Annotated in this window: 26 protein-coding genes and 1 pseudogene; 10 read left to right on the top strand and 17 right to left on the bottom strand. The window is 35.3% G+C overall.

Features of this window, described 5'->3' with window-relative positions; genetic code table 11:
• Positions 1-27: 27 nt before the first annotated feature.
• From NSA47_RS11920 to NSA47_RS11910, 3 genes are read right to left on the bottom strand one after another with little or no spacing between them, the layout of a single operon-like run.
• Positions 28-474: a DUF3887 domain-containing protein gene (locus tag NSA47_RS11920; RefSeq protein WP_257532281.1), complete on the bottom strand. Its 447-nt coding sequence runs from the start codon at positions 472-474 to the stop codon at positions 28-30.
• 14 nt (positions 475-488) lie between these two features.
• On the bottom strand, positions 489-1,202 hold the full coding sequence (locus NSA47_RS11915; protein WP_257532280.1) for a YhfC family glutamic-type intramembrane protease: 714 nt from the start codon (positions 1,200-1,202) through the stop codon (positions 489-491).
• Between the two features lie 24 nt (positions 1,203-1,226).
• On the bottom strand, positions 1,227-1,760 hold the full coding sequence (locus NSA47_RS11910) for a hypothetical protein (RefSeq protein WP_257532278.1): 534 nt from the start codon (positions 1,758-1,760) through the stop codon (positions 1,227-1,229).
• Positions 1,761-2,050: 290 nt separating this feature from the next.
• Here NSA47_RS11910 and NSA47_RS11905 point away from each other — a divergent pair, with 290 nt between their 5' ends.
• The 8 genes from NSA47_RS11905 to NSA47_RS11870 all read left to right on the top strand — a co-directional run bounded on the left by NSA47_RS11905 (position 2,051) and on the right by NSA47_RS11870 (position 10,425).
• Entirely contained in the window at positions 2,051-2,371 is a 321-nt protein-coding gene (locus NSA47_RS11905) for a PadR family transcriptional regulator (RefSeq protein WP_257532276.1), read from the top strand.
• 3 nt (positions 2,372-2,374) lie between these two features.
• Positions 2,375-3,070: a DUF1129 domain-containing protein gene (locus NSA47_RS11900; RefSeq protein WP_257532274.1), complete on the top strand. Its 696-nt coding sequence runs from the start codon at positions 2,375-2,377 to the stop codon at positions 3,068-3,070.
• 55 nt (positions 3,071-3,125) lie between these two features.
• The gene (locus NSA47_RS11895) at positions 3,126-3,878 is read left to right on the top strand and encodes an ABC transporter ATP-binding protein (RefSeq protein ID WP_257532272.1); all 753 of its coding nucleotides are present in this window, start codon (positions 3,126-3,128) and stop codon (positions 3,876-3,878) included.
• The gene (locus NSA47_RS11890) at positions 3,871-5,439 is read left to right on the top strand and encodes an ABC transporter permease (RefSeq protein ID WP_257532270.1); all 1,569 of its coding nucleotides are present in this window, start codon (positions 3,871-3,873) and stop codon (positions 5,437-5,439) included. Before NSA47_RS11895 ends, NSA47_RS11890 begins: the two co-directional genes overlap by 8 nt.
• A gap of 438 nt (positions 5,440-5,877) precedes the next feature.
• Positions 5,878-6,732 carry an FAD binding domain-containing protein gene (locus tag NSA47_RS11885; RefSeq protein ID WP_257532268.1) on the top strand — a complete coding sequence of 285 codons (855 nt, stop codon included), beginning with the start codon at positions 5,878-5,880 and terminating at the stop codon, positions 6,730-6,732.
• Between the two features lies 1 nt (position 6,733).
• Positions 6,734-7,267, top strand: a complete 534-nt coding sequence (locus NSA47_RS11880; protein WP_257532266.1) for a (2Fe-2S)-binding protein — start codon at positions 6,734-6,736, stop codon at positions 7,265-7,267.
• Positions 7,267-9,633 carry a xanthine dehydrogenase family protein molybdopterin-binding subunit gene (locus NSA47_RS11875; protein WP_257532264.1) on the top strand — a complete coding sequence of 789 codons (2,367 nt, stop codon included), beginning with the start codon at positions 7,267-7,269 and terminating at the stop codon, positions 9,631-9,633. The genes NSA47_RS11880 and NSA47_RS11875 overlap by 1 nt, the downstream gene beginning before the upstream one ends.
• 144 nt (positions 9,634-9,777) lie before the next feature.
• Positions 9,778-10,425: a nucleotidyltransferase family protein gene (locus NSA47_RS11870; RefSeq protein WP_257532262.1), complete on the top strand. Its 648-nt coding sequence runs from the start codon at positions 9,778-9,780 to the stop codon at positions 10,423-10,425.
• A gap of 38 nt (positions 10,426-10,463) precedes the next feature.
• Here NSA47_RS11870 and NSA47_RS11865 read toward each other — a convergent pair whose 3' ends face one another.
• From NSA47_RS11865 to NSA47_RS11840, 6 genes are all read right to left on the bottom strand, one after another.
• Positions 10,464-11,789 (bottom strand): circularly permuted type 2 ATP-grasp protein, encoded by a 1,326-nt coding sequence (locus tag NSA47_RS11865; RefSeq protein WP_257532260.1) that lies wholly within the window; start codon positions 11,787-11,789, stop codon positions 10,464-10,466.
• 1 nt (position 11,790) lies between these two features.
• Positions 11,791-13,095, bottom strand: coding sequence for a glutamate--cysteine ligase (locus NSA47_RS11860; RefSeq protein WP_257532258.1), 1,305 nt, complete (start codon positions 13,093-13,095; stop codon positions 11,791-11,793).
• A 140-nt stretch (positions 13,096-13,235) separates the two neighbouring features.
• Complete coding sequence (locus tag NSA47_RS11855) at positions 13,236-14,198, bottom strand: 3'-5' exoribonuclease YhaM family protein (protein ID WP_257532257.1); 963 nt, start codon at positions 14,196-14,198, stop codon at positions 13,236-13,238.
• A gap of 103 nt (positions 14,199-14,301) precedes the next feature.
• The gene (locus NSA47_RS11850) at positions 14,302-14,943 is read right to left on the bottom strand and encodes an amino acid ABC transporter permease (RefSeq protein ID WP_257532255.1); all 642 of its coding nucleotides are present in this window, start codon (positions 14,941-14,943) and stop codon (positions 14,302-14,304) included.
• A gap of 12 nt (positions 14,944-14,955) precedes the next feature.
• On the bottom strand, positions 14,956-15,771 hold the full coding sequence (locus NSA47_RS11845) for an amino acid ABC transporter substrate-binding protein (RefSeq protein WP_257532254.1): 816 nt from the start codon (positions 15,769-15,771) through the stop codon (positions 14,956-14,958).
• Between the two features lie 21 nt (positions 15,772-15,792).
• Positions 15,793-16,110 (bottom strand): YerC/YecD family TrpR-related protein, encoded by a 318-nt coding sequence (locus NSA47_RS11840; protein ID WP_257532411.1) that lies wholly within the window; start codon positions 16,108-16,110, stop codon positions 15,793-15,795.
• Positions 16,111-16,317: 207 nt separating this feature from the next.
• Between NSA47_RS11840 and NSA47_RS11835 the strand changes: the two genes are divergently transcribed.
• Positions 16,318-17,316: a calcium/sodium antiporter gene (locus tag NSA47_RS11835; protein ID WP_257532252.1), complete on the top strand. Its 999-nt coding sequence runs from the start codon at positions 16,318-16,320 to the stop codon at positions 17,314-17,316.
• Positions 17,317-17,358: 42 nt separating this feature from the next.
• Here the strand turns inward: NSA47_RS11835 and hcp are convergent, their stop codons facing one another.
• The 6 genes from hcp to NSA47_RS11805 form a co-directional block, all read right to left on the bottom strand.
• Positions 17,359-19,002, bottom strand: coding sequence for a hydroxylamine reductase (hcp, locus tag NSA47_RS11830; protein WP_257532250.1), 1,644 nt, complete (start codon positions 19,000-19,002; stop codon positions 17,359-17,361).
• Between the two features lie 204 nt (positions 19,003-19,206).
• Entirely contained in the window at positions 19,207-19,617 is a 411-nt protein-coding gene (locus tag NSA47_RS11825) for a 23S rRNA (pseudouridine(1915)-N(3))-methyltransferase RlmH (RefSeq protein WP_257532248.1), read from the bottom strand.
• Positions 19,617-20,843, bottom strand: coding sequence for a sensor domain-containing diguanylate cyclase (locus NSA47_RS11820; protein ID WP_257532246.1), 1,227 nt, complete (start codon positions 20,841-20,843; stop codon positions 19,617-19,619). The genes NSA47_RS11825 and NSA47_RS11820 overlap by 1 nt, the downstream gene beginning before the upstream one ends.
• A gap of 255 nt (positions 20,844-21,098) precedes the next feature.
• Positions 21,099-21,977 (bottom strand): SDR family oxidoreductase, encoded by an 879-nt coding sequence (locus NSA47_RS11815; protein WP_257532243.1) that lies wholly within the window; start codon positions 21,975-21,977, stop codon positions 21,099-21,101.
• Between the two features lie 22 nt (positions 21,978-21,999).
• Entirely contained in the window at positions 22,000-22,170 is a 171-nt protein-coding gene (locus tag NSA47_RS11810; RefSeq protein ID WP_257532241.1) for a hypothetical protein, read from the bottom strand.
• 151 nt (positions 22,171-22,321) lie between these two features.
• Complete coding sequence (locus NSA47_RS11805; protein WP_257532239.1) at positions 22,322-22,495, bottom strand: hypothetical protein; 174 nt, start codon at positions 22,493-22,495, stop codon at positions 22,322-22,324.
• Between the two features lie 259 nt (positions 22,496-22,754).
• On the opposite strand from NSA47_RS11805, the gene NSA47_RS11800 reads away from it, so the two are divergent.
• Complete coding sequence (locus NSA47_RS11800) at positions 22,755-22,970, top strand: hypothetical protein (RefSeq protein ID WP_257532237.1); 216 nt, start codon at positions 22,755-22,757, stop codon at positions 22,968-22,970.
• 755 nt (positions 22,971-23,725) lie between these two features.
• Here the strand turns inward: NSA47_RS11800 and NSA47_RS11795 are convergent.
• Complete coding sequence (locus NSA47_RS11795; RefSeq protein ID WP_257532235.1) at positions 23,726-25,063, bottom strand: butyryl-CoA:acetate CoA-transferase; 1,338 nt, start codon at positions 25,061-25,063, stop codon at positions 23,726-23,728.
• Between the two features lie 91 nt (positions 25,064-25,154).
• Positions 25,155-25,285 (bottom strand): annotated as a pseudogene (locus NSA47_RS11790) (electron transfer flavoprotein subunit alpha/FixB family protein); the annotation flags it as partial.

The following is a 25,285-nucleotide window of genomic DNA, read 5'->3' as shown; positions in this document are numbered from 1 at the left end:
ATACTATACAAGCTTGCCCCCTAAAGGTTACATCTTTTGCAATTTAGGTGAGTTCATAAAAAATCCTTCTATTTTTCTATTGTTTTCATCCTTATTAAAGACTACAGTAACAATGACATTTTCCTTTTCATTAGTATATTGGGTATTATATATTACCCGAATCAAGTTTTTATCCACATCCTCTGTGGTTAACATCTCCTTGGAGCCTTCTTGGTAGTCTCCAATAATGTCCTTTAGGGCTACCATTTGAGTATCAAATATTTCCTCAGATAGCTCGCTTTGCATTTTATCGCTTAAATCTTTGACAAATTCTTGGTAATTCTCTTGATTAATAGCGATTAATATATTTTCTGCCATGGGATCCGCAAAGGCTTGAATATCTGTTGTGTCCTGCTCTTTCTTTTGACAACCTATAGAAACCAAAAGAATAAAGATCATAAGAAGTATTAGAAAACCCCTCTTCTTTCTTGTCAATTCTCCCTCTCCTCTCATATAAATAAATTCTCATCAAATTTCCCCTTAAAACTAAGGGTAGTGACCAGTAGGATTATTGTCCATAGGACTAAATATCCCCAAAGAAATAATGGGTTTCTTATCCATAGGATTGGGGCATCCACCAGGGTATGAGCCACGAGGGCATAAAGGAAATAGATGATTTTTTTCTTCTTTATCCCGTACAATACTAGAAAGGTAAGTCCCACATGTATGGTCATGGCAAGTAATCTCTCTACACCAGCTAAAAGAATATTCTTATAGGAAAGCATCTGTAGGGTACTGGTACCCGTAGTAAATTGAGTGATACATTCTTTTATATAAGGCACGCCTACTAAAAGTATAGCCTCTATCCCCCCATGGCCCACTCCAAAGGCAAATCCCTTAAACCAGGTGATTCTTTCCCTTAGGAGGGTTCTCATAGCTAGGAATCGTCCTCCCTCTTCAAACAAAGCAGCAGTAAATCCCAAAAACAATCCTAATATCCAGGTGTTGGATGCAATATGAACAATATACCAAGGTCTGAAATTTAGATAATTCAGGGCAGGAATTCTTATGAGAATTTGGGTTATGAAAAAGGTCAACCCACCTACTAAGGCCCATTTTAATGTTTTCCTATCCCTTCGATATAGCCGCCACACCACTATTATAGGTAAAACTATTGAGATAACAATGGTGATGAAGACTGAAATCATAACAAGTATACTCATAACTCCTTCCCCCTTTTATTTTCTTTAATGCTTTTTTAGCTTTTCCTTGATGCTCTTGGTAAAATCTCTTTTTTTCTCTGGTAAAACATTTAAGCGTAAATACTTAGCAAGTAAGTATTTCTGATAAAGAGTCTTTTTTCGGTCCACCCTCAAAATCAATGTTCTTTTGGAAAAAATCTTTTCTCCCCAATCAAAATCTTCAATCTCTTTCCATTCTAATACGCCATTTTCCCCGATGATTCCTCCCTGGGCAATGCCCTTTTTTAGAGAGCCATAGTAGATAAGATCCATAAGTGTAACTAAAGCTAAGAGAATTAAGGGAAGTAGTGTAGAAAGATTCATCTCAAAATTTGCAGGATATTTTTTTGCCAATAAATAAAATATTAAAGAAAAAAGAAGGAGGGACAAGAGATGATCTTCTTTGAAAAAAGAGGTTTCTGCTTCTAAAATAATCTCTCCGCATTTCTTTCTTTTTCTTATGCTATTGATGATCCCATAAGTGGTTCTACAAACTTGTATAATAACGATAATATGAATAATTAAAAAATATTCCTCCAATACATACACCCCTTGTCTTTTGTCAAATTATATCTTTCCTCTGCCTATTGTCCCCATTGAATTAGGATTTTAATTTTTGAAGTTTAATTCCAAGGACAGATTGATTATCTATTATTATATTACAAAATATTCTTTCTCCCCAAACAATATCATAAAATTACTTACTATATCATGGAATTTTAATTTTTTTCTTACGCTGTCTAGATTTTATGAAGAACTACTTGACATTACATAGTAGTAGGTATACCCTATTAGTAAGATCTATTATGCAATACAAAGTAGGTGAATAAGTGGCGAAAACTACACAGATGCTAAAGGGATTGTTGGAAGGATGCATATTGAGAATTGTTAGTCGATATGAAACCTATGGATATGAGATTGTAGAGAAGCTTATGGAATATGGTTTTCAAGAGATTTCTGAAGGAAGTGTCTATCCTATTCTCATCCGGCTAGAAAAAAGGAAACTACTTCGCTCAGAGATGAAAAAATCTCCCCTAGGTCCCATGCGAAAATATTATTACCTAACAGAAGATGGCCATAAGGAATTAAAAGAATTTATTAATTCTTGGAAACATATTAAAGAAAATGTTGATCATGTATTGGAGGAATAGGTAATGTTTTTAGAATGGAAATTAAAAACAATCCGGCTGCAAACCCAAAAGAAATTAAACAAGAGAAATCTGTCTTTATATAAGAGTATGATTTCTTATATGAAGAATAGTGATTTGAGAAATATCGAGAGAGAAGAAATCCTGCAGCAAATTATGGATATGTTATTACAAGCCCAACAAGAAGGAAAGCCTGCAGAAATGATTATTGGAGAAGATTATGAATTCTTTTGTCAATTCATCATTAATGAGGTTGAAGATAGCAAAAGTATACTTTATCGGGTGTTAAACTTTATCCAAAGATATTTTGTATGGATGTTAATTTTTCTAGGAGTATTCACCCTCATAAATTCTATAGACAGTGGTGTCATCAGCCTTCAAATTACAATGAATCAGCTCTATCTCTCTAACATTTTTTCATTAATCCTCATTCCTTTTACACGAAAGTCCAAACGGAATGCATTAAATGTTCCCTTGCATCCCAGATTACCTTTTGTTAGAATCAATATCCATAGAGACAGTACTGAATACCCCTTAGGAATTTTAATCCTTATCGCTATGTTTCTAATGTTTTTAATTCGAACTATTTTTGGTGAAGATGTTTTCCAATACTCCTTCTATCTGCATCAATATCTTCCTTACATCCTTGGAATGGTTGTTGCTATTATTGTGGTAGAAGTATATAAAAGAATTGTTGATTAAAACCCTAAAATTGTTATTGTATGGTCACAAAAAATAAAAAAGGAGAGGTTTTGTATTGAGCTCAATTGTAGAAGTGAGAGATTTATGGAAAAAATATGATGAGGACTGGGTGCTTAAAAATATTCATCTTGAAATAAACAAAGGAGAAATCCTAGGAATTATTGGAGAAAATGGCGCGGGGAAAAGTACTTTAATTCAGCATATACTAGGGCTGATAAAACCAACTAAGGGAGAGATTCTTATTCATGATGTGCCTATTGCTAAGGATGAGATTTCTGCTAAAAAATCCCTATCCTACATACCGGAGCTACCTCTTTTGTATAAGGATCTTACGGTGTGGGAACATCTGAAATTTGTAGCCATGGCCTTTGAAATGGAGGAAAATGAGTTTGTCCATAGAGGGACAAATCTATTGAAAAGGTTTGGAATATGGGAGAAGAAAAATATGATTCCCTCAAACTTCTCTAAGGGAATGAGACAAAAAGTAGCTGTTTGCTGCGCCCTCATCCATGATGCAGATATTTTATTGATTGATGAGCCTTTTACAGGCTTGGATGTCAGAGCCGTTCGGGATTTAAAAACAATTATTGCTGATTTACATCAAGAGGGAAAGACCATTATTATCGCTACGCATATTTTAGATGCCGCAGAAAAAATGTGTGAAAGATTTATGATTTTGCGAAAGGGAGAAATTCTAGCCAAGGGCAGTCTTCATGAGATAAAACGACAAACAAAGCTGGCTCAAAATAGTAGTCTGGAAGATATCTATTTTGCTCTATGGGAAGGAGGAGATCAAACCCATGAATAAAGCCTATATTTTTCTCCTTAAAAAGCGTTATAAGGGTAAGTGGAATAAATTTAGAGATAAACTAGACTATTATTTAGACTTTAGTCTCGTGTATTTGATATTCTTAGGCTTCTTCTTTATTCTGTTTTATAGAAGTATATGGAATAATCCACCAGTGATTTTACAGGGAGTGGCTACTCTATTCGGCAGCATCCCTCTAAACTTTGGATTGACGATCTCTATACTATTACTTCTTCAATTTGCCATTAAAGGGTTAACTACTCCTCCCATGCACTATAGTACTGGAGATACCTATTTTTTATTTTCTCTGCCTATTCCCCGGATACAGTATATATTTTTGGAATGGTTTTTACAGCATCTAAAAAATCTCTTTATTGTTCTAGCCCTTTCTATTATCATTGCCCCAATATTTCATATATTGTATCCCCATGAATGGCTTAAACAAACTATGGTGATTCTATCCCAAATAGGAATGCTAGGTATCTGTATGATCAATTTTCAGTGGCTTTCTTTTCATCTCCCCCCAAAAATAAAAAGATTAATTCTACTATTTTTAAAATATGTAAAAATATTTTCTTTTACTCTTTTGGGTATTGTCCTATTGTTCCAGATATGGATGGTTTATTTTGCTAAGAAATCATTGCTACCTATGGGAGAATTTGCCCCTAGGGAAGTTTTCTCTGTCCCCTTGGATTTTAATTATTTCCCTCTACTTTTGTTGGTCACTATAATTTCTATCATTTTTTCTATTGTCCTTATGAAAAGTACAGCGTTGGAATATCTCAAGGAGGCAAGTAAACATCAAAACCAGATTAAAACCTTAAATAGCTTAGGAATGACAGGAGAGGCAAAAAAGCTAGGTAAAAGGAAGGATAAGAAGGAAAAAAGATACTTTCTCTCCATACCAGGCTATTATAGAAATTCTAAAATATTTCTTTGGAGAAATCTATCCCAATTCATTAAACAACCTGGACAGTATTTATTTCCCTATGGAATATATTTGTTCTTAAGCATTGGCGTTATTTTTTCCACAAAGGGGAATCCCATGTCCCTTCTTCTTATTTTCTATTTCCTATATATTCTAGGACAAAGCATGTTGTTCCCCTTACAAGAACATTATGAAGCCAATTATTTTCTATCTTCCTTTCCTATAAGGTCAGTGAGTATGTTAAGGGGATATCTATTGTTGCCCTTTATTTTATCCACTCTCATGGGTCTTCTGATTCTAGGGGTAGGGGGATGGCTACTTAAGGATTTTAGGATTGTTCTAGTGTTGGCTATTGTCCTTCCTTTCTTCTCCTATTACACCCTATTGACCGCCATGAGGAATGTACTAGAGGAAATTTATGTCATTGTCCATGGAAACAAGACATTACACATGGAGGCTATCCTACTATTGCAAGGAATTGCTCCTATTGTTATCTCCTTTGTGTTGCTCAATAAGGGTATTCCCTTGATTGCCGTAATATTGGGAACGGCTATAGTGTATTTATTGATATCTAGGGAATTAGAAAAAAGCGTAATTTATCCTCTGCAAAAAGTATTTCATAAGTATTGTTAGTCAAGAACCAGAACAGACCTTTTCTTTCTTTATTGTGATCAAAAAGGCCTGCTCTGGTTCTTTATTAAAATATTCTATATCTTATTTTTTGATATTAATAAGTTTTATTTTTCTATACAATTGATTGATGATATTATACTAACTATAAGATATCATAATTCGCCTATATAAAAAATCTATACTACCCCTATACAAAAATATATCTTATATAGTTTTATATTAAATCAGATGTATATCATTAAAAAATAATTAATCACTACCTTAAAACAAACAACAGATAGTTATTGACATATGTCATCAATGGAGTATAATGGGAATTATAAATGACATATGTCACAAACTTTAGGAAGATGAGTGATATACCTAAAATGGAAAAGGAGGTATAATTTTTTGTAATCGTTTAACTCGTTAAGTAATTTACTAAAAGGGAGGAAAGTTATGTTAAGTACATTTGATTATTTCAAACCACATAGTTTTGAAGAAGCAATAGGATATCTAGAAAAAAATGATGATACTAAAATTTTAGCGGGTGGTACTGATTTAATGATACTACTACGTCGAAATATAGAAAATTGTCAACATATTCTAGATATTAAAGGTATTCCTGACACCAAAAAATTTGAATATATTCCTGGTGAAGGGTTGTCTATTGGGGCAGCAGTAACGGCAAACCAAGTTGCCAATTCTCAAATTATTCGTAAAAAGTATACAGCCCTTGCACAGGCAACTGATTCTTTGGCTTCCTATCAATTAAGAAATAGAGCAACTTTAGTAGGAAATATATGTAACGCTTCCCCCGGAGCAGATTTAGCGGCTCCACTTTTGATTTTTAACGCCAAAGTTCATATTATTGGTCCCCAAGGGAAACGCATAGTCCAAATGGATAAGTTTTTTACTGGCGTAAAGCAAACAATTCTAGAAAAAGATGAGATAGTTATGGAAATATTCATTCCTGAGATAGAAGAAGGAGATGTAAGTATATATCTAAAACAATCCCGTATCAAAGGTCATGATTTGGCAACCGTGGGCTCCGCTATACGATTAACAAAGGACAAAAAACCTTTTATTGCTTTATCAGCAGTAGCTCCTACACCTATACGCCTTACTGAACTTGAGGGGAAAATTATGTCTAAAGGTTTAACATTAGAACTGGCTAACTGGGTAGGAAAAGAAATTCCTAATCATATTCATCCAATTTCTGATGTCCGCTCATCTAAAGATTATCGCTTACATGCATCAAGTGTTTTAGTTAAAAGAGGCTTGATGGAACTTTTAGAAAGGGGGATTGAGTAATATGTGTGATAAACATAATCAAAATAACTGCTTTGAACATATTCCTTCGGGCTTACCACCTATTACAGTAAATTGCATTGTAAATGGGGAAAAAGTTCATGCTGTAGTAGATCCCACTATGACCCTGCTTAATTTTTTGCGTTTAGAGTTAAAACTCTTTGGCACCAAAGAAGGTTGTGGTGAAGGTGAGTGTGGAGCTTGTACTATTATTATGAATCGTGAACCTGTTAACTCATGCCTAATTTTGGCTGTAGAAGCTGAAGGGGCAAATATTCTAACTGTAGAAGGCCTAGCCAATGACAATGAAATCTCTATCCTTCAACAAGAATTCATTAAAAAAGATGCCCTACAATGCGGATTTTGTACTCCTGGTATGCTCATGTCAGCACGTGCTTTATTGGATAGACAGCCTGACCCTAGTATAGAGGAAGTGCAAGAAGCCCTTGCGGGGAATTTCTGTCGTTGTACAGGATATATTCCAATCATTGATGCGGTATTATCTGCAGCCAAAAGGGAAAGAGAGGAGTTGAAATAATGAATGAAAAACAATATAAGCATATTGGTAAATCTTATGATAGAAAAGAAGCGCAGGAAAAGGTAACAGGTCAAGCAATCTATGTTCATGATATGGAGCTACCTGGTATGCTTTATGCAAAGGTTCTACATTCTCCCTATGCCCATGCGGAAATAGTATCTATTGATACATCTGAAGCAGAGACACTCTCTGGCGTAAAGGCAATTGTTACAGGGACAGATGCACCTTACCTAGTTGGATTATATATGGTGGATAAAAACATCATAGCCAGAGATAAGGTAAGATACCAAGGTGAAATCGTTGCCGCTGTTATCGCAGAAAATGAAATTGTTGCAGAGCGTGCCATTTCTTTAATTAAGGTGGAATACAAGGAATTACCTATTGTTCATAATGTCGATGAGGCTCTAGAGGGAAAAGTCCTAGTTCATGAAAAACTTCATACTTATGAGCATATGGAAGGGGTATTCTTTCCTCAAGCTCATACCAATATAGCAAGTTGGAATAGAACCAAAAAAGGAGATACAGAACAGGGATTTGAGGAAGCAGATTATATATTTGAAGATGAATTTTCTGTTCCTGCCGTGGCCCATGTTCCAATGGAAACCCATGTGGCCATTGCTCAAGCAGATCCCTACTCTAATAAGGTTAAAATATGGTCATCTGCACAGTCCCCTTTTGCAGTACGTCAGCTTTTGGCCAAATCTTTAGGAATACCTAAAAGTGATGTTCATGTTATCGTTCCCTATATCGGCGGTGGATTTGGAGGAAAAGCAGGGGTTCATCTTGAACCACTGGTAACTATTCTTTCCCGAGCTGTCAAAGGACGTCCAGTGAAGTTAAAAGCCACTCGAGAAGAGGAATTTAATTTACTTCCTACCCGTGCAGGAATGAGAAGTAGATTTAAAACTGGAATCAAAAAAGATGGTACGATAACTTCTATGATTGTCTATCATGATTGGGATAGCGGTGCATATGCAGACTATGGGGTAAACGTTGGAAAAACAGCAGTTTATTCTGGTGCAGGCCCCTATGTAATCCCCAATATAGAATTACATTCTCGTACTATTTATACCAATAAGGTATTTAGTACAGCCTATCGTGGATTTGGTCATTTAGAAACCCATTGGGCAGTAGAAAGACATATGGATATTGTTGCACAGAAAATAGGAATAGATCCCTATGCGTTCAGACTGAAAAACTTACTGCGTCCAGGAACAACTACCATAAGTGGTGAATTAGTATATCCAACTACTGGAGATCCAAAGGCTTGTTTAGAAGCAGTAGCAAAGGAGATTGGTTGGACAGGACGTAAAACTGAAGAACAGCGCCAAGTGGAAATAAAATCTGGAAAAATACGTGGAAAAGGCTTTGCAATGTTACAAAAAGCACCAGCTATGCCTAGCTATACCTCTACTGCTGCCATCATGCAAATGGATGAAGATGGACATGTAAAGGTTATGATTGGAGCTGTAGATATGGGACAAGGTGCTAATACGATAATGGCCCAGGTAGCCGCTGAAGAATTACGTATACCCATAGAAAACATTGAAGTGGTGTGGAATGTTGATACCGACAAACATCCCTATGATTGGAATACCGTTGCATCTAAATATACATTCATGGGTGGTAATGCTGTACGAAAAGCTGCAAAAAATATGGTTAATCAAATGAAGGAAGTGGCAGCCCAAGTTTTGAGATGTCATCCAGACGAATTGACCCATGGAGATGGAGAAATTTACCACACCCATCATACCCATAGGCGCATTCCATATACCCAATTGGCAATGGGTTATGTTTATGAAAATGGTAATGGTATTGGCGGACCGGTAATCTCCCATGGAATTTATATGGCAAGTGGTTTAACAAACCCACATCCTGAAACAGGTCAAGGTAGGCCAGGTCTGGTATGGACATTTGGTGCCCATGGTGTAGATTTAGAGGTAGATATTGAAACAGGTGAAATACACATTTTCAAGATTGCATCTGCTTTTGATATTGGAAAGGTTATCAATAAAAAATTAGTTGATGGTCAAGTATTCGGAGGAATTATTCAGGGAGTAGGTTCAGCTATCGTCGAGGGATATAAATTTAATCAAGACGCAAGACTACTTAATCCTTCCTTTACCGATAATAAAATACCTACTGCTAAGGATATTCCAGATGAAATTGTTCCCATCTATATAGAAGATCCTGAAACAGCTCAAGTTGATGGTCCTTATGGGGCTCGCGGTATTGGTGAACATCCTATGATTTCAGTGCCCTCTGCAATAGGAAATGCTCTTTATGATGCACTGGGAATCAATTTTTATAAATTACCCTTATCTCCCGAAAACGTAGCTTTAATGATCGGAAATAACAAAAAATAAATCCTCAAACTACTAGTAAAACAAAGTAATATCATACAAGCTAGAGGCGTTGTCTTGTTCTAAGGAATCTTGGTTTCTATAAATATAAACTGGCAACGTCCCTAGTTATACTATCTTATTATTTTAGATGGGAGATCTTGAAAAATGCAAGGGTTTAATGAAAACAAAGTGAAAAAAAGTGATTTAGCAGCGATAATTGTTGCTGCAGGCTATTCTTCTAGAATGAAAAAATTTAAGCCCCTATTGCCCTTAGGTCATACCACCATTATTGAAACAGCCATTGATGGTTTCTTACAGGCAGGGATTGACCATATTATCGTGGTTATAGGCTTTAAAGCCCATGAGCTAAAACCTATTTTAGAACAAAAAGGAATAAAATGGGTATACAATGATCAATACCATGAAGGCATGTACTCATCTATTCTGGCAGGCATAAAATCTCTTTCTAAGCAATCAAAAGGCTTTTTTCTATTGCCTGCTGATATTCCCCTGTTCAAAAGCAAAACCATTGATCTCTTATATCAAGTTTATAGCCAAAATGATGATCATATTGTATACCCTGTACATCAGGGAAAAAAAGGTCATCCCCCATTAATTCCCTCCACATTATTCTCAGAGATTCTACAATATAATGGTGACGGCGGACTAAAAACTTTATTAAATCAACATAAGAATAAATCATTATATATGGAGGTACAAGATGAAGGAATACTATATGATGCAGATACACCTAAGGATTATCTCACCATTTTCAATAAACATTGTCCTTTGACTTCTCTAAGTGATAAATAAGATAGAAAAAAGGCCCTTGGGCCTTTTTTCTATCTTATTTATTGTTCTTCTACCAACATATTCGGTATAGAATAATACCCCTCTCTGCCAAATATAATATTATTTCGACTGATTCTGGTATATACTCCTGCAAATTTTTCGTTGTACATGATAACACCGATATTGAGTTTAAAATCTCTTACCTTTAGCTGGCCCTCTTCAAACTGTACGAAGGGTCTGGTATAGGGATCAATAAATTCTTGATATAAAAATCCCTTTTCCCAACAGTCACCTGCAAGTTTTTCCCAACCCTCTTGGTCAAAGTCTCGTCCGGTATTGACGCCTTGGGAGGCAAAGGAATCTATGGGCTTTAAGATATATTTATCCTTGTGCTGTAATACTTCTTTAAGGATTTTTACATCTCCCTCAAACTCTTTGGTGATGGGAATATGATTTTTGATTAGGTTTCTTTCTTCCTCTGTCAAAAATTCCAAAGTATCCTCCTCATGGAGGATTTTAAAGATAATTTTGTTGTGCATGATTTGAGAACGTAGGGAACCTATAACACAAACTGCTCCATCTTTATAGGCTGCAATTAGATCAAGAATTTGGTCACTTTTTTCTATAAACTCTGCGGTGACAATTCTTCTATAGATCATATGGATTTGTGTATCCTGATGATAGAGTTTGCCATTCACATATTTTAAATCTCTAGCCTCCACGACTTCTGCTTGATGGCCTCTTTTGATATAGGCCTTTTTAATCTCTTCAAATTCGGCAGTTATCCCCGTTTCCATAAAATCCACAATGGCAATATTGGGTTTCTCCACTTTTGTATGAAAATGGCTATAGGTCTTTAAGCTCTCCTCTACCCATTGGTCAACCAGTTCAAAATAGTCAATCTTGTATCTTTCCTGCATGATGTTCATGGCTTCTGATTCTAATAGGATATTGGAAAATATATTGTCTTCATTCATGCCCGATGTTCCATCGGTATTCACTTCAATGAATTTGAATTTGTCCCCTCCCCCATAGAAAAGATCATATCTTCCTATGGGCACATTGATATCATAGCCCGGGTCTACTAATATGAGTTCTTCTAAGAGTTTGGGATATTTAAATTTTTCTCTGTATTGAGGAGATTCTATATATTTTTGGGTAACTTTATTGGCTATAGAAAATAAAGTAGCTCCTATTTTATTGAACTTATCTACATCCTCTTGGGTAAAAAACATAGGCTGATACAAAAAGGGAATGGGTTTTCCCTTGTATTTTGCATTGGATTTTGCTACCTTTTCCATAGCTTTTTTATAATCTTCATGATATTTTTCTGGATTTTCTTTGATGATTTCAATATATTCTTCTGTTATGCTTTGTCCATTCACCTTATTCCACCTCAATTAATTTATTCAATGTACACCACTCTATAGCTTCCTTCTTGCCCAAGGATTGTTTTTCTTGGGTTATGGCATAGGGGTTTTTCTTCATTTTTAGCATATCCTCTAAAGGTTGGAGATATTTTCTTTCTTGTTCTGCCAAACCTGTTTTTGCTACCTCTAAAAGCCAATTTCCCCGATCATAAACTGTTTCACCCTTTAGCTTGCCATCTAATCCTTTTTCAATAATGTCTTGTTTTGCCCGTTGAATATCTTCTTCAGTAATGCCTTTTACATAATCATAAGCTTTTTCTACATTGTCTTCATTATATAGTACGCCTTTCCATAGAGCCAGTACAGAGAGATTTAAAGGGTAGGGAATAGAGTCCATCATTCGTATTTCCACATATTTTTTAGTTCTTACATCGGGAAAAACCATAGTTAAGATATGCTCTAATTCATCCTCAGTATAGTTTTCTGGGTCAAAAACTTCCTTTGCTAATTTATTTCCTGTAAAATGCAAGGTTTTACCATCGTCTACAAAAATAGGAGGATGATTTAGGATGTACTGTGCATATTTTTCATAACCAAATTCTGGATCAAAAGTTCCCTCTACTACCCCTGATCTATCATTGTCGCAGTTTTCCCAGATTAAAGTTCTTACATTATGCTTTGGCCATTTTTCCCCCTCAAAATAAAAGGCATTATCAAATAGGGCAAACATCACTGGTCCAAAGGCATTGGTAATCCTAAATTTCTTTACATAGTCTTCCTCTGACTTGTAATCCATGGCAATTTGTAGAGAAGCTGTACCCTTCATCATATTATGGGCATGACTCCCCTTGGTTTTAAAATAATTAAACATATAGTCATATCTTTGCTTGGGTAATATTTTAATATCCTCTATTTGGGTTTCAGGATGATAGCCCACGGCAATGAGGTATTGATTTTTTCTTTCTAAAATAGGTATAATTTGTCCCAAAAATTCAAAGTATACTTTTTCTATGCCCATAATATCTTTTTGGGGTTTCATGCTAAATTCAAATTGGCTGCCCGGTTCCAGGGTGATGAATTTATCGTCCTTGCTTAAACCTAATATATATTCTCCCTCATAATATCCTTCCCATCCTAGGGCCTCTAATTCTTTTAGGGTATCTCTTACACCATTTTCATCAAAATAATTGATGGTCTTTAAAGTCTCTTTGTCTATAATAAAGTGCTCAAACTCTATACCCATTTTAAAATCCTTTACGTCTTTTTCATTTTTTCTAAAATAAGTTGCAATCTCTTTTACTTGTTTACTATAATCCATCATTTCTTCTCTCCTTTATGGCACTTTATACCTTTACAATATTATTTGAATTATCTCCTACTACAATACCCTTTTATAGCGATTATAAAAGGGCTATTTAAGAATATTTTAATAGGCCAACAAAGCATTTTGATCTAGCTATTTTATATAGAGCTCAAAGGGCTTTTATACAATCTTCTATTTTCCAAAGTCCATACCCGTTCGGAAAACTCCCCATCTTCTGTAGCTGCAAGGGCGGTATTCATATCATATAAACGAGCATCAATGATGTCCAAGTAGTGCAGTAGCTCAGCCTCTGGAATCAAAGGTCTTTTCGGGCTGCCGTATTCTGGCTCATAGTGATGGGATAATATCATATGTTCTAAAAGTAGGATGACCTCAGGATCAACTTCTAGTTCTCTGCCTACCCTACTAATCTCCTTTATGCCTTGAATAATATGACCTAATAGTTTTCCTTCTAGGCTATAATCATTGACAATTCCTAACTCATTGGCTTCCATTTCCTCTATTTTCGCCATATCATGAAGGATAATCCCTCCAAAAAGTAAATCCTTGTTCAAATGAGTATAGATCTCTAACAACTTTTCCCCGCTCCTAAGCATGGTCAGGATATGATATAGCAGTCCCCCCCTTACAGCATGATGATTGGATTTGGCTGCTGGATAATAGAGCAGGGCCTGTTTTTTATCTTCTAAAATGGTCTGGGCAATTTTTGCAATATCCTGATGTTCTATTTTTTCTATGTAAGTGAATATTTGTTGATACATCCATTGGGAATCATGGGGTGCACATTGTACAAAGTCTTCTATAGACACCCCGTCTCCCTCTTCCGCCAAACGGATAAGCTCTATGTTAAATTGCAACTGACTTTGCCACTTATTCACCTTTCCCCTGACCTTGACTAACTTATTTTCTTTAAATGTATTTTCCTCTTCCTCTGTGCATTTCCATTTCTTTGCATTGATCTCTCCGGTATGGTCTCCCAGGGTTATATCTAAATATTTTTCATTATTTTTATTTAATTTTGTTTCTAGGGTTTTGATTATAAAAAAACTTTGTATTTTATCCCCCTCTGTAAAATCTCTAATCCTTTTTTCATCTATCATGGTTTTCACTCCTTATGGGTGTTGCTTTACTTATCTATTCTACTCTCTATCTTACATTAAAAAACACCCTCGAGTAAATGGGTGCTTGAAAAATCTAATAAATCTATTGATAAAATGCATATCTGTCCTCTAGTTTCCTAAAGATCATCACCACTAAGGTAGTAAATAACAAATAAAACAAAGCGGCTAATATAAAAGGTGTAATGGTAAACTCCCTAGCTACAATTTGTTTTGCGTTTCTAGTGACATCTGCCATGGCTATGGCCGCTACTAGGGCAGTATCCTTTACTAAGGTGATGGCTTCATTGGATAGGGGAGGTAAAACTCTTTTTATGGCCTGGGGAATTACAATATATTTCATGGTCTGACTATAGGACATTCCTAAACAATAGGAGGCCTCATATTGTCCCTGGTCAATGGATTGAATGCCTCCTCTAAAAATTTCTGTAAAATAAGCCCCATAATTCAATATAAAAGTCAAGGAGGCTGCTTGAAAGGCTGATAGCTTTAATCCCCAGACCCCTAATCCATAATAGGCGAAGAAAAGTTGTAGCATCAAAGGCGTTCCCCGAAGTAACCAGGTATATAAACCAATAAGACCTTGTAATATCTTAAATCTAGATAACTTTCCTAAGGCTACCACAACCCCTATGGGAATGGAAAATATCATGGTTATTGCATATAACAATAATGTATTTTTGCTACCTTCTAATATAAATTTAGACATTTCTAGTATATTTTCCATACTATTCTTCTCCTATCTTAATACAATGTCCTCTCCAAACCACTTCTTAGAGATTTCTCCTACTATTCCCTCTTGTACTAACTCATCTATGGCTTTGTCTATGGCTTCTTTTAGAGCCTTATCTTCTTTTCTAAAGCCTACAGCATAGAATTCCGCACCAAAGTTCTCTTCCAAGACTTTGTATTCTCCTGGCTTTTGAGCGATATAATATTTTCCTACAACTTCATCTACAATCACGGCATCGGTTCTACCGGATTTTAAATCTAAAAGCGCTTCTACATTATTTTCATATTCCTTTATTTCTTTTAGAGAATCTTTTACATCTGGCTCAGCGTTTAGAGCCGTGGCACTGGTGCTTTCCATTTGCAATCCCACTATCTTATCCTTTAAATCTTGTTTGTTTTTAATAGAAGAATCTGCCCCCACAGCAATAATTTGATCATTTTCTAAATAAGGTTCTGAAAATAAAACCTTTTCTTTACGTTTTTCACTGATACTAAAGCCATTCCAAATGACATCAATATCTCCACTGCTTAAGCTTAATTCTTTTGCTGCCCAATCAATAGGTTTTAATTCTAGCTCGATACCCAATTTCTTTGTGACTTCCTTGGCTAAATCAATATCAAAGCCTACAATCTCTCCTTTTTCATCCTTAAAGCCCATAGGAGGAAAACTGTCATCCAATCCCATAATCAGCTTTCCATTTTCTTTTATTTCTTCTAAAGATTGATCTCCCTGTTCTTGCGCTGTAGGTTGACTATTACAACCTAATAGAAATACAGAAAGTGTTATTAGTATAATAGCCCCTATTATCATTCTTTTTTTCATTATAAGATCCTCCTCATATTTTTACTCTTCTCTCTTCACATCCCCATAGCCTAATCGTTCTAAGATTAAAAGGTATCCATTAGCTCCATATTTCAAAGATCGATTTACCCGACTAATGGTCGCCGTACTTGCTTTAGTTTCCTCTTCTATCTGCGTATACTTTACATTTTCTTTAAGTAATTTTGCTACTTGCAACCTTTGGGCAATAGATTGAATTTCCTTTATGGTGCAAATATCCTCAAAAAAACGATAACACTCCTCTAGATTTTCTAGCTTTAAAATAGCTTGAAACAACTCATCTATAGTTCTATCTTTTATTTTAGAATGATGGTGGTCCATGTCATCCTCTCCCTTCCTTGCATTCAATAAAAAAATCTCTTGTTCCAACACCAATAAATGATTAACTTAATTGATATTATACTTTATCATGGTAAAGTTGTAAAGTAATAAATTGTTTTTGACCCTCTTTATTGTTCTAACATATTCTATACATGTCATAGTCTAATCTACTTTTGAATAGATATTTAAAGTATCCCGATGATTTTAATGGCTATTAAAACTATAGAATTCTATGAGAGAAAGGATGAACAAATCATGCTTATCCCCTATATTATCTTTTTTACCGGTTTTATCTTTATGCTCAAGGGTGGAGATCTTTTTGTTGATGCTGCTACCTGGCTGGCAAAAATTACAAGAATGCCAGAGGTTCTTATTGGTGCTACTATAGTGAGTCTAGCTACTACCCTTCCTGAAACTATGGTCTCCACGCTTTCATCTATTCACAATGAAACTTCTATGGCCATAGGAAATGCTATAGGCTCTATCATATGTAATACAGGTTTAGTTCTGGGAATATGTAATATCATCAAGCCCAGCAAAATCCGTTCAAGAATTTTTTACATAAAAGGGATCATGCTGCTTTTATACATTGTGGCTTTTTGGTTCCTTGCATCAAGTGGAGTGATCCAAGGAATTTCCATTACTATTCTTTTTATCATGCTTGCTATCTATATTGTTTTTAATTTACGAGTAGTTCAATATCAGAAAGACCATCAAAATCTTCATGAAAAAAAGAGCTCCTTTACTTTTAAAGAAGTTCTTTATCAATTCTTTGTTTTTATTGCTGGAGCAGCTTTTATTTTAATTGGTGCTAATTTATTGGTAGACTACGGAGTAATTATTGCTGAACATTGGGGGGTACCTTCAGGAATTATTGCCATTACTATTCTAGCCTTCGGCACTTCACTGCCGGAATTTATTACGTCCGTAACAGCTATTCGAAAGGGGCATGCTGGCTTATCTATGGGCAATATTATAGGCTCTAATATTTTAAATATTTCTTTAGTATTAGGGGCTTCGGCATCCTTTAACCCTTTACAATTCACTACTCAGAATCTGGCTTTAGACATTCCCGTTGCCTTTATTATTAATTTTCTTTTGATTGTTCCTGCTTTCTTTACCAAAAGAATTAGCCGTCTTCAAGCCTTCTTAATCTTTTTGGTGTATGTAGTGTATATGGGCTTTTTAATTCTTTACTATATATAAAGAGTTGCCTAAAATATTTTAGACAACTCTTAGAGGAATGGATTATCCTAAGAATACTTTCATATCTTCTTCTACTGTTCCCATTGGTGCAATACCAAAGTTTTCTACCAATACATTGGCTACATTTGGTGATAAGAATGCTGGTAGGCTTGGTCCTAAGTGGATATTTTTTACACCTAGGTGTAGTAAAGCCAGTAGGACAATAACAGCTTTTTGTTCGTACCATGCAATGTTATAGGATATTGGTAATTCGTTAATATCATTTAATTCAAATACTTCTTTTAGTTTTAACGCAATAACAGCTAAGGAATAGGAGTCGTTACATTGTCCTGCATCTAGGATTCTTGGAATACCACCGATATCTCCTAATTCTAATTTATTGTATTTGTATTTTGCACAACCTGCTGTCAAAATTACGGTATCTTTAGGTAATTGCTTTGCAAATTCTGTATAATAATCTCTGCTCTTCATTCTTCCGTCACAGCCTGCCATAACAAAGAATCTCTTAATGGCACCGGATTTTACAGCGTCTACTACTTTGTCTGCTAGACTTAGTACGGTATGGTGAGCAAATCCACCTACAATGCTTCCTTTTTCAATCTCTACGGGAGCCGCACATTTTTTAGCATGCTCTATGATTTGAGTAAAGTCTTTTTTGCCTTTTTCATCTTCCTCGATGTGAATTAATCCTTCAAAACCTACATTGCTTGTTGTATATACTCTATCTTTATAAGAAGCCTTTGGAGGTACTAGGCAGTTTGTTGTCATTAGAATAGGTCCGTTAAAGGAATCAAATTCCTTATCTTGTTTCCACCATGCATTTCCATAGTTCCCTACAAAATGATCATATTTTTTGAATGCTGGATAGTAGTTAGCAGGTAACATTTCACTATGAGTATAAACATCTACTCCAGTTCCTGCGGTTTGTTCTAATAATTGTTCCATATCCTTTAAATCATGACCACTGATTAAGATTCCAGGGTTCTTTCCTACACCGATATTTACTTCTGTGATTTCTGGATTTCCATAGGTGGAAGTGTTTGCTTCATCCAATAGGGCCATAACATCTACGCCATATTTTCCTGTTTCTAAGGTTAAAGCGACTAAATCATCTGCTGTTAGACCATCATTTAAAGTTTCGGCTAAAGCTCTTTCCATAAAGGCAAAGATTTCATCTTTTTTGTATCCTAGGTTATCTGCATGGGCTGCATAGGCTGCCATACCCTTTAATCCGTATATAATTAATTCCCTTAGGGATCGAACATCTTCATTTTCTGTGGCAAGAACACCTACTTGGGTTGCTTTCTTTTCAAAATCTTCTAGAGTTTCTCCTGTAAAGTATGCTGCATCATGGGTAACTGCTGCTGTATCGCCACCAGCTAAAGCTACTTGCTCTTTAAGTGTATCTCTTAATTTAAGACCTTTTCTTACTCTTGCTACAAAAACATTTTTATTGAAGTTTGCATTGGTAATGGTAGCAAATAATCCATTCATAATGAATTCATCTGCTTCCCCATTGACTACTCCGACTTTTCTTCCCTCTACTGCCCATAGGGAAATCCCTTTTATTGTGTAAATTAATAAGTCCTGTAGGTTTGCTACATCCTCTGGCTTTCCACATATTCCTCTAACTGTACATCCTGTGCCTTTAGATGCCTCTTGACATTGAAAACAAAACATGCTCATTAAAAATCCCTCCATTATCTTTATTAATTAATTTTATTTAATTTTCCTGTTGGTTGTTGTTTCTGTAGTAATCATATCAGTATTGTAGAATTAAAAACGTGATAAAGGTTACGGAAAGGAAAATTTATTAAAAACTGTACGCAAAAAAGATCTAATAACTTGAATTAGATCTTTTAAGAAGTTATAGGTGGCCCAAAATCGCCCCTATTTATGATAAGGTAAATTGTTTATCAAGGTAAAAGCCCGATAAATCTGCTCATACAGGGTAAGGAGCATAAGCTCACTATCCATCTCCATAGAGGTAAGAGCCAAATGCATATCCTCTTTTCCATCAAGTACTTCTTTATCCGCAATTAAAAATACAATATCACTTTTCCCCTGTACTCCCATTTTCTTTATATTGCTCCCTAGCCTTTCAGAGGACATCATCTCCCCCTTTGGATTGACTAAGATAATATAGGAATTATTTTTAATATTTTTATGGATATCTTCTATTTTTTTCAGCGTGATATGCTTTATTTTACAATATCTACTTAAGCGTTTATTATATTCCTGTATTCCCTTTTTTATAAAGGGCTTATTTATTTTCTCTATGGTTAATAGGGTTATGTTCATTATGCACCATCTTTTAGTCTATTTGTTTTATATTCATACATTCGTTTATCTGCTTTTTTAATTAAATTTTGTAATTCTGCATTATCTTCTGGGTAATTGGCAATACCATAGCTAAATTCTACCTTTACTATTTTTCCGTGGGCATATACAGGTGTTGTATCTAATAACCTTTTAATTTTGTGTATCCTATGCTTTACACTTTCCTCGTCTGCATTAAAGAATATGGCAATAAATTCATCCCCTCCATAGCGGGCAAGTAAATCTGATTCTCTTATATTTTTCTTTATGGTATTGACAAAGGATAAAATAGCTTTATCTCCTGCCTGATGACCAAAGGTATCATTAATATTTTTCAAATTATCTAAATCAAAGTATACTAATGAAAAGCTTCTATTACTTTCCTGTGTTTTCTCCATAAAGGACAAATACAATTCTTCAAAATATCTTCTATTATAAACATTGGTTAAACTATCATGTCTGGATAGATATAATACCTCATCGATCAACTTGTGGTTCTTTATGACGATACCTGCCTGATTGGAAAAGAACTCCATGGTGTCTATATCTTCATTATTAAAGGCGTTTATTTCAGAACTATCTATATTAATCATGCCATAGAGCATACCATCAATAACAATGGGACAGCTTAAAGTAGTTTTCACAGTCAATCCCTCTGCAGATTTTAATGCTTTATATTTCGATTGGTCTAATACAGCTTCATTAAAGGCACTTATATTTCTTATAATACAGGGTTTTGTTAACTGACCATTGGTTTTGATGTAGGCAAAGGTTTCCTCCAAATTCAATTTAATATTCTGAATTTTTTCCTTATCATATCCCACAACAGCCTTAAATTCCAACTCATTATCCATGTTTAGCACGATAAGGCTTCCCTTTTCAGCCTGTTTTATGATCTCTACCGCCTTTTTTAAGATGGTGTCAAAAAGGTCCTCTGTATTGGGTATTTTGATGATAATATCTGTTAGATGAAGAATTTCTTTTATGGTATTTGTATTATTTTCTAAGTTCTTTTCCGCCATTATATAGTTCCTATAGGAGCCCCTATAGGACAAAAATAACACAAGGGCAACAGTAATAAAGGTCAAATTAATTTGAATAGCTTGTACATTTTTTTGAAAAAAATACGGGGGCAATAAAATGCCAATTCCTATAGCAAATAAGAGAAATATGGCTATGATGATCAAGTTATCCATTGATTTTTTCATTTTCCTCACCTTTTACATGAAATTTTTGCCCACTGATAAAGTCAAAAAATATCCTTACCTATTTATATTTCTATCTTTATAGAAATATTCCTCTTTTCACTATAAGAAATATTTCCAAAGTCTTATATCATAATGGGAAGATTATCAGCCTATCTCTCACTTTTTTAAATCTTCTGAATCTTTTTATTCTATTATACTATATTCTAGAATAAAATCATCTTGTAAAAACAAAAAAGAAACTAGGATCTCTTTTTACTAACCATTTACCACTATACCCCCATTGACATGAATGGTCTGTCCAGTAACATAGGAAGCCTGTTGAGATGCCAAATATACATAAGCCCCTGCAACCTCCACAGGTTGCCCCGGTCTTGCCATGGGTGCAGTATTTCCAAACTGGGCCACCTCATCTCCAGTAAAAGATGCCGGTATCAGAGGAGTCCAAATGGGCCCTGGTGCTACGGCATTGACTCTTATATTCTGATTAGCCAAAGATATAGCTAAGGAGCGGGTGAGAGATACTACAGCCCCTTTGGTAGCAGCATAATCTATTAGGGTTTCATGACCCTTATAGGCGGTAATGGAAGCGGTGTTGATAATATTGCTTCCTGGCTGTAAGTGAGGCATTGCTGCCCTTATCAAATAGAACATGGAAAATATATTGGTATGAAAGGTCTTTTCCAATTGTTGGTTGGTAAGCTCTTCTATGCTGTTTACCGTATGCTGTTCGGCGGCATTATTGACTAGAATATCAATTTTTCCGAATTCCCCTATGGTTTTATTCACCACTTCTATACAAAATTGATCCTGTCCCACATCTCCTGCCATGAGCATACACTTTCTTCCTAGACCATCAATGATTTCCTTTGTGCCCTGGGCATCTTCGTGTTCATCTAAATAGACGATAATAATATCTGCCCCTTCCTTTGCAAAGGCAATAGCTACAGCCTTACCGATTCCACTATCCCCTCCAGTAATGATAGCGGTTTTATTTTGAAGCTGGTTAGATGCCATATATTCAGGATTTTCAGTAATGGGTACGGGATTCATTAAGGTTTCTAATCCCGGTTGTTTCTCTTGTGTTTGTGCTGGTACTGTTTTGGGGTAATTAATCCAAGGTTGCTGATTAGTCATTTTTATTTCTCCTTCTATAAATTTATTTTCTTTTCTTATTGACAATATCTTTTCCTTTAAGGGTTTTCTTGTCCAAGTCCGCTGGCTCCATTTCATTATTGGACAAACCCAATTCGTTGGCAATTTCAAACTGTCCTTGTTCCATCATTTTTCTTTGTTTTTCTTTTTTCATTTTTGGATCTACATTTTTCATTTAGCTCAACCTCTCCTTCCTTTCTTTTTTGTCTTATATACTATTTTTCTTCATATGTTTTTTAAAATACAGGGAATATTAGGTACATCCCTTAAAAATGACAGATATAGAAAAATGCTATCTTTTTAGATAGCATTTTAAAAAATCATTACTAAGATTCCCTTTTCTTTTGAATTCTCTTGGCAACTTTTAGGGCTTCTTCCCGCTGCTTATAGTTATTCCCTCCGGTAAGATAGAGTTGATCTTCTAATCCTGCCCAATCCTCACCTATCTCCACATCCTGCTGCCAGCTAGTATAAGTTTTTTTCTTCTCTCCATTATCCATAAAATTCCCCCATTCTTTTTATTTCATTCCTTATTATTTTTTATTCCTATGAATTTTTCATACTAGGGAATTTATGGAGTGGTCGTCTTTATATAGATTATAGAAAAATTAGTATGAATAATAAGTCAAATTTAGTTCTGTAGATATTTACAAAAATATACAATAATAAGGGGAATATTGGTATACTATAGTTGTAATTTATTGAATATTTGTGAAAAAAGCATGACATAAAGACTAAAAAACTATAAGGGGGAATCACATGAACAACAAAGATAAGTTTACTTTTATCACCTTTCTAATCATTTTTATTATTTATAATATCATTGGATATATCTTCGATGTAGATGTATTAAAAGTTTTAACCATTCATAAAAATGGTTTTGGAATAAGTTTTATTAGTGTGATTGCACCAGTCATAACAGCATATTTGATCTATTATATATTAAGACGCCTAGAAATCAGCATCAACAAATAATATTTATATTTTGTGGCGTAGTAGGAGAAAAATACGTCGTAGACTGCCCTTCTTTTCATGATAGGAACAGCTGGATTAGTTAAATTCCGACTTGCTACGTTTGGGGTAAGAGTTTGTAAAATTTGCTTTCAGCAGCGTCAAAAACTCGCTTTGCTCAAACACTTGACTTAAAACGCTTCCAGCTACATTAACAAACTCTAAACCCTTACACTACGTCAAGTCTCCATTTAACTAATCCAGCTGACCTGCAAACAGTGCGTTATAAAAAGGCTTGTCATCCTGAACGTTAACGAAGGATCTTAGACCCAAAAGACAAACATAAGATGCTTTGTTTCCTTCAGCATGACAGTCACTTTTTACGACGCACTATTTATGTGTCAGCTGGGGGAGTTAAATGGAGATTTTGCTTTGTGAAGAGACTTAGAGTTTGTTAATGAAGCTATATAGGGGCTTTAAGTCAAGTGTCTGAGCGTAGCGAGTTTTTGACGCTACCTATATAGCGAATTTACAAACTCTTGGGCTCAAACATGAGCAAATCGGAATTTAACTCCCCCAGCGGCTGAGATTAATGGATAGGGGCATGCTTACGACGTATTTTTCTTATTATACGAACAAAAATTCCATAAAGAAAGGATGTATTATAGATCTATAATACATCCTTTCTTGTGTTTATTAACATTTTTTAAATTAGGCATCAAAAACAAGTATGTACCTGTTTCTTCTAAGGATATCTGACCAGTCTATTCCCTATCGGATCATTTATTGCTTTTTCTCCAAATTTTCATTTTTTCAGCTTCTTTAATTAATTCCTCTCTAAAATCAGGATGGGCAATGGAAATGATGGCTTCACATTTTTGCCATGTAGATAATCCCTTTAAATTTACTTTACCGTATTCTGTAACCAAATAGTGAATGTTTGCTCTAGTATCCGTGATAATAGATCCTGGTGCTAGAGTTGGCACAAGTCTAGACTTTACTGTGCCATCCTTTGTGGTAAAGCTTGATGAACAGCAGATAAAGCTCTTGCCCCCCTTAGATAGATAAGCACCCAAGACAAAATCCAATTGTCCTCCTGCACCACTGATATGCTTTATCCCTACGGATTCTGAATTGACTTGACCAAATAAATCCACCTCCACTGCATTGTTAATGGAAATAAACTGATCAATAGAGGAAATCACTCTTACATCATTGGTGTAATCTACTGGAGCACTCATGGCTTCTGGATTATTATCGATATAATCATATAGTTTTTTTGTCCCTGCCCCAAAGGCATAGGTTTGACGGAATCGGTCAATAGACTTTTGGGATCCATTGATTTTCCCTTCCTTTGCAATGTCCACAAAGGCATCTACATACATTTCAGTATGCACTCCTAAATCCTTTAAATCCGATTGGGCAATAAGAGAGCCTACTGCATTGGGCATACCTCCAATCCCCAATTGTAAACATGCTCCATTGGGGATATCTTCCACAATGAGCTGAGCTACTTGTTTGTCTATTTCAGTAGCTTTTGCCCCTCCTAATTCACCAATGGAAGGATGGTCTCCTTCTACAATGTACTCTACCTTGGAAATATGAATGCTATTTTCAAAACCCCCAAGACAACGGGGCATATTTTTATTGACTTCCACAATGATCTTTTTGGAAGTTTCGCAAACCGCCATCATATGGGAGGCATTAGGTCCAAAATTAAAATATCCATGCTTATCCATAGGAGCTACTTGAAACATAGCTACATTATTGGGACAAGAGGACTCCCTATAGTATCTAGGCAATTCTGAATATCTGATAGGACTATAATAGGCAAAGCCCTGATCTATTGCCTTTCTTTCTATACCTGACATATGCCAGGAGTTCCAGGTAAAATGCTGTGCCACATCTTTAACTTTAAATACCTCAGGAACCCTTAGTAGAATTCCTCCCCGTAGCTTTACGTCAGTAAGTTCTTCTGACCGATCAGCTAAGGCCTTGTCCAACGCTACAGGAGTTCCTGTAGTCCAACCATAATCTACCCAATCTCCAGATTGAATGATCCTTACTGCTTCCTTTGCTGTCACTAATTTGTCTTGATATTCCCTCTGAAAATCCATTTTCTATCCCCCTAAAAATAAAGTAATCACTTTTTATAGATAAATTGAAGAAGGGGATAAGGTACCTACCTATCCCCTTGTCCCTTTGTGGTTAATTTTTAGCATCCATTTCTACTTTAATCTTTTCCGTAAGTATGGGAAGGATTTTCGTTGCATCCCCCACAATTCCATAATCTGCTACTTCAAATATGGGGGCTGAATCATCCTTGTTGATGGCAATGA

Origin of the sequence: Irregularibacter muris (genome assembly GCF_024622505.1) — a bacterium.
GTDB classification, from domain to species: Bacteria; Bacillota; Clostridia; order Eubacteriales; family Garciellaceae; genus Irregularibacter; species Irregularibacter muris.
The sequence above is the reverse complement of the archived record's forward strand: the minus strand, read 5'-3'. Positions and strand labels throughout refer to the sequence as shown.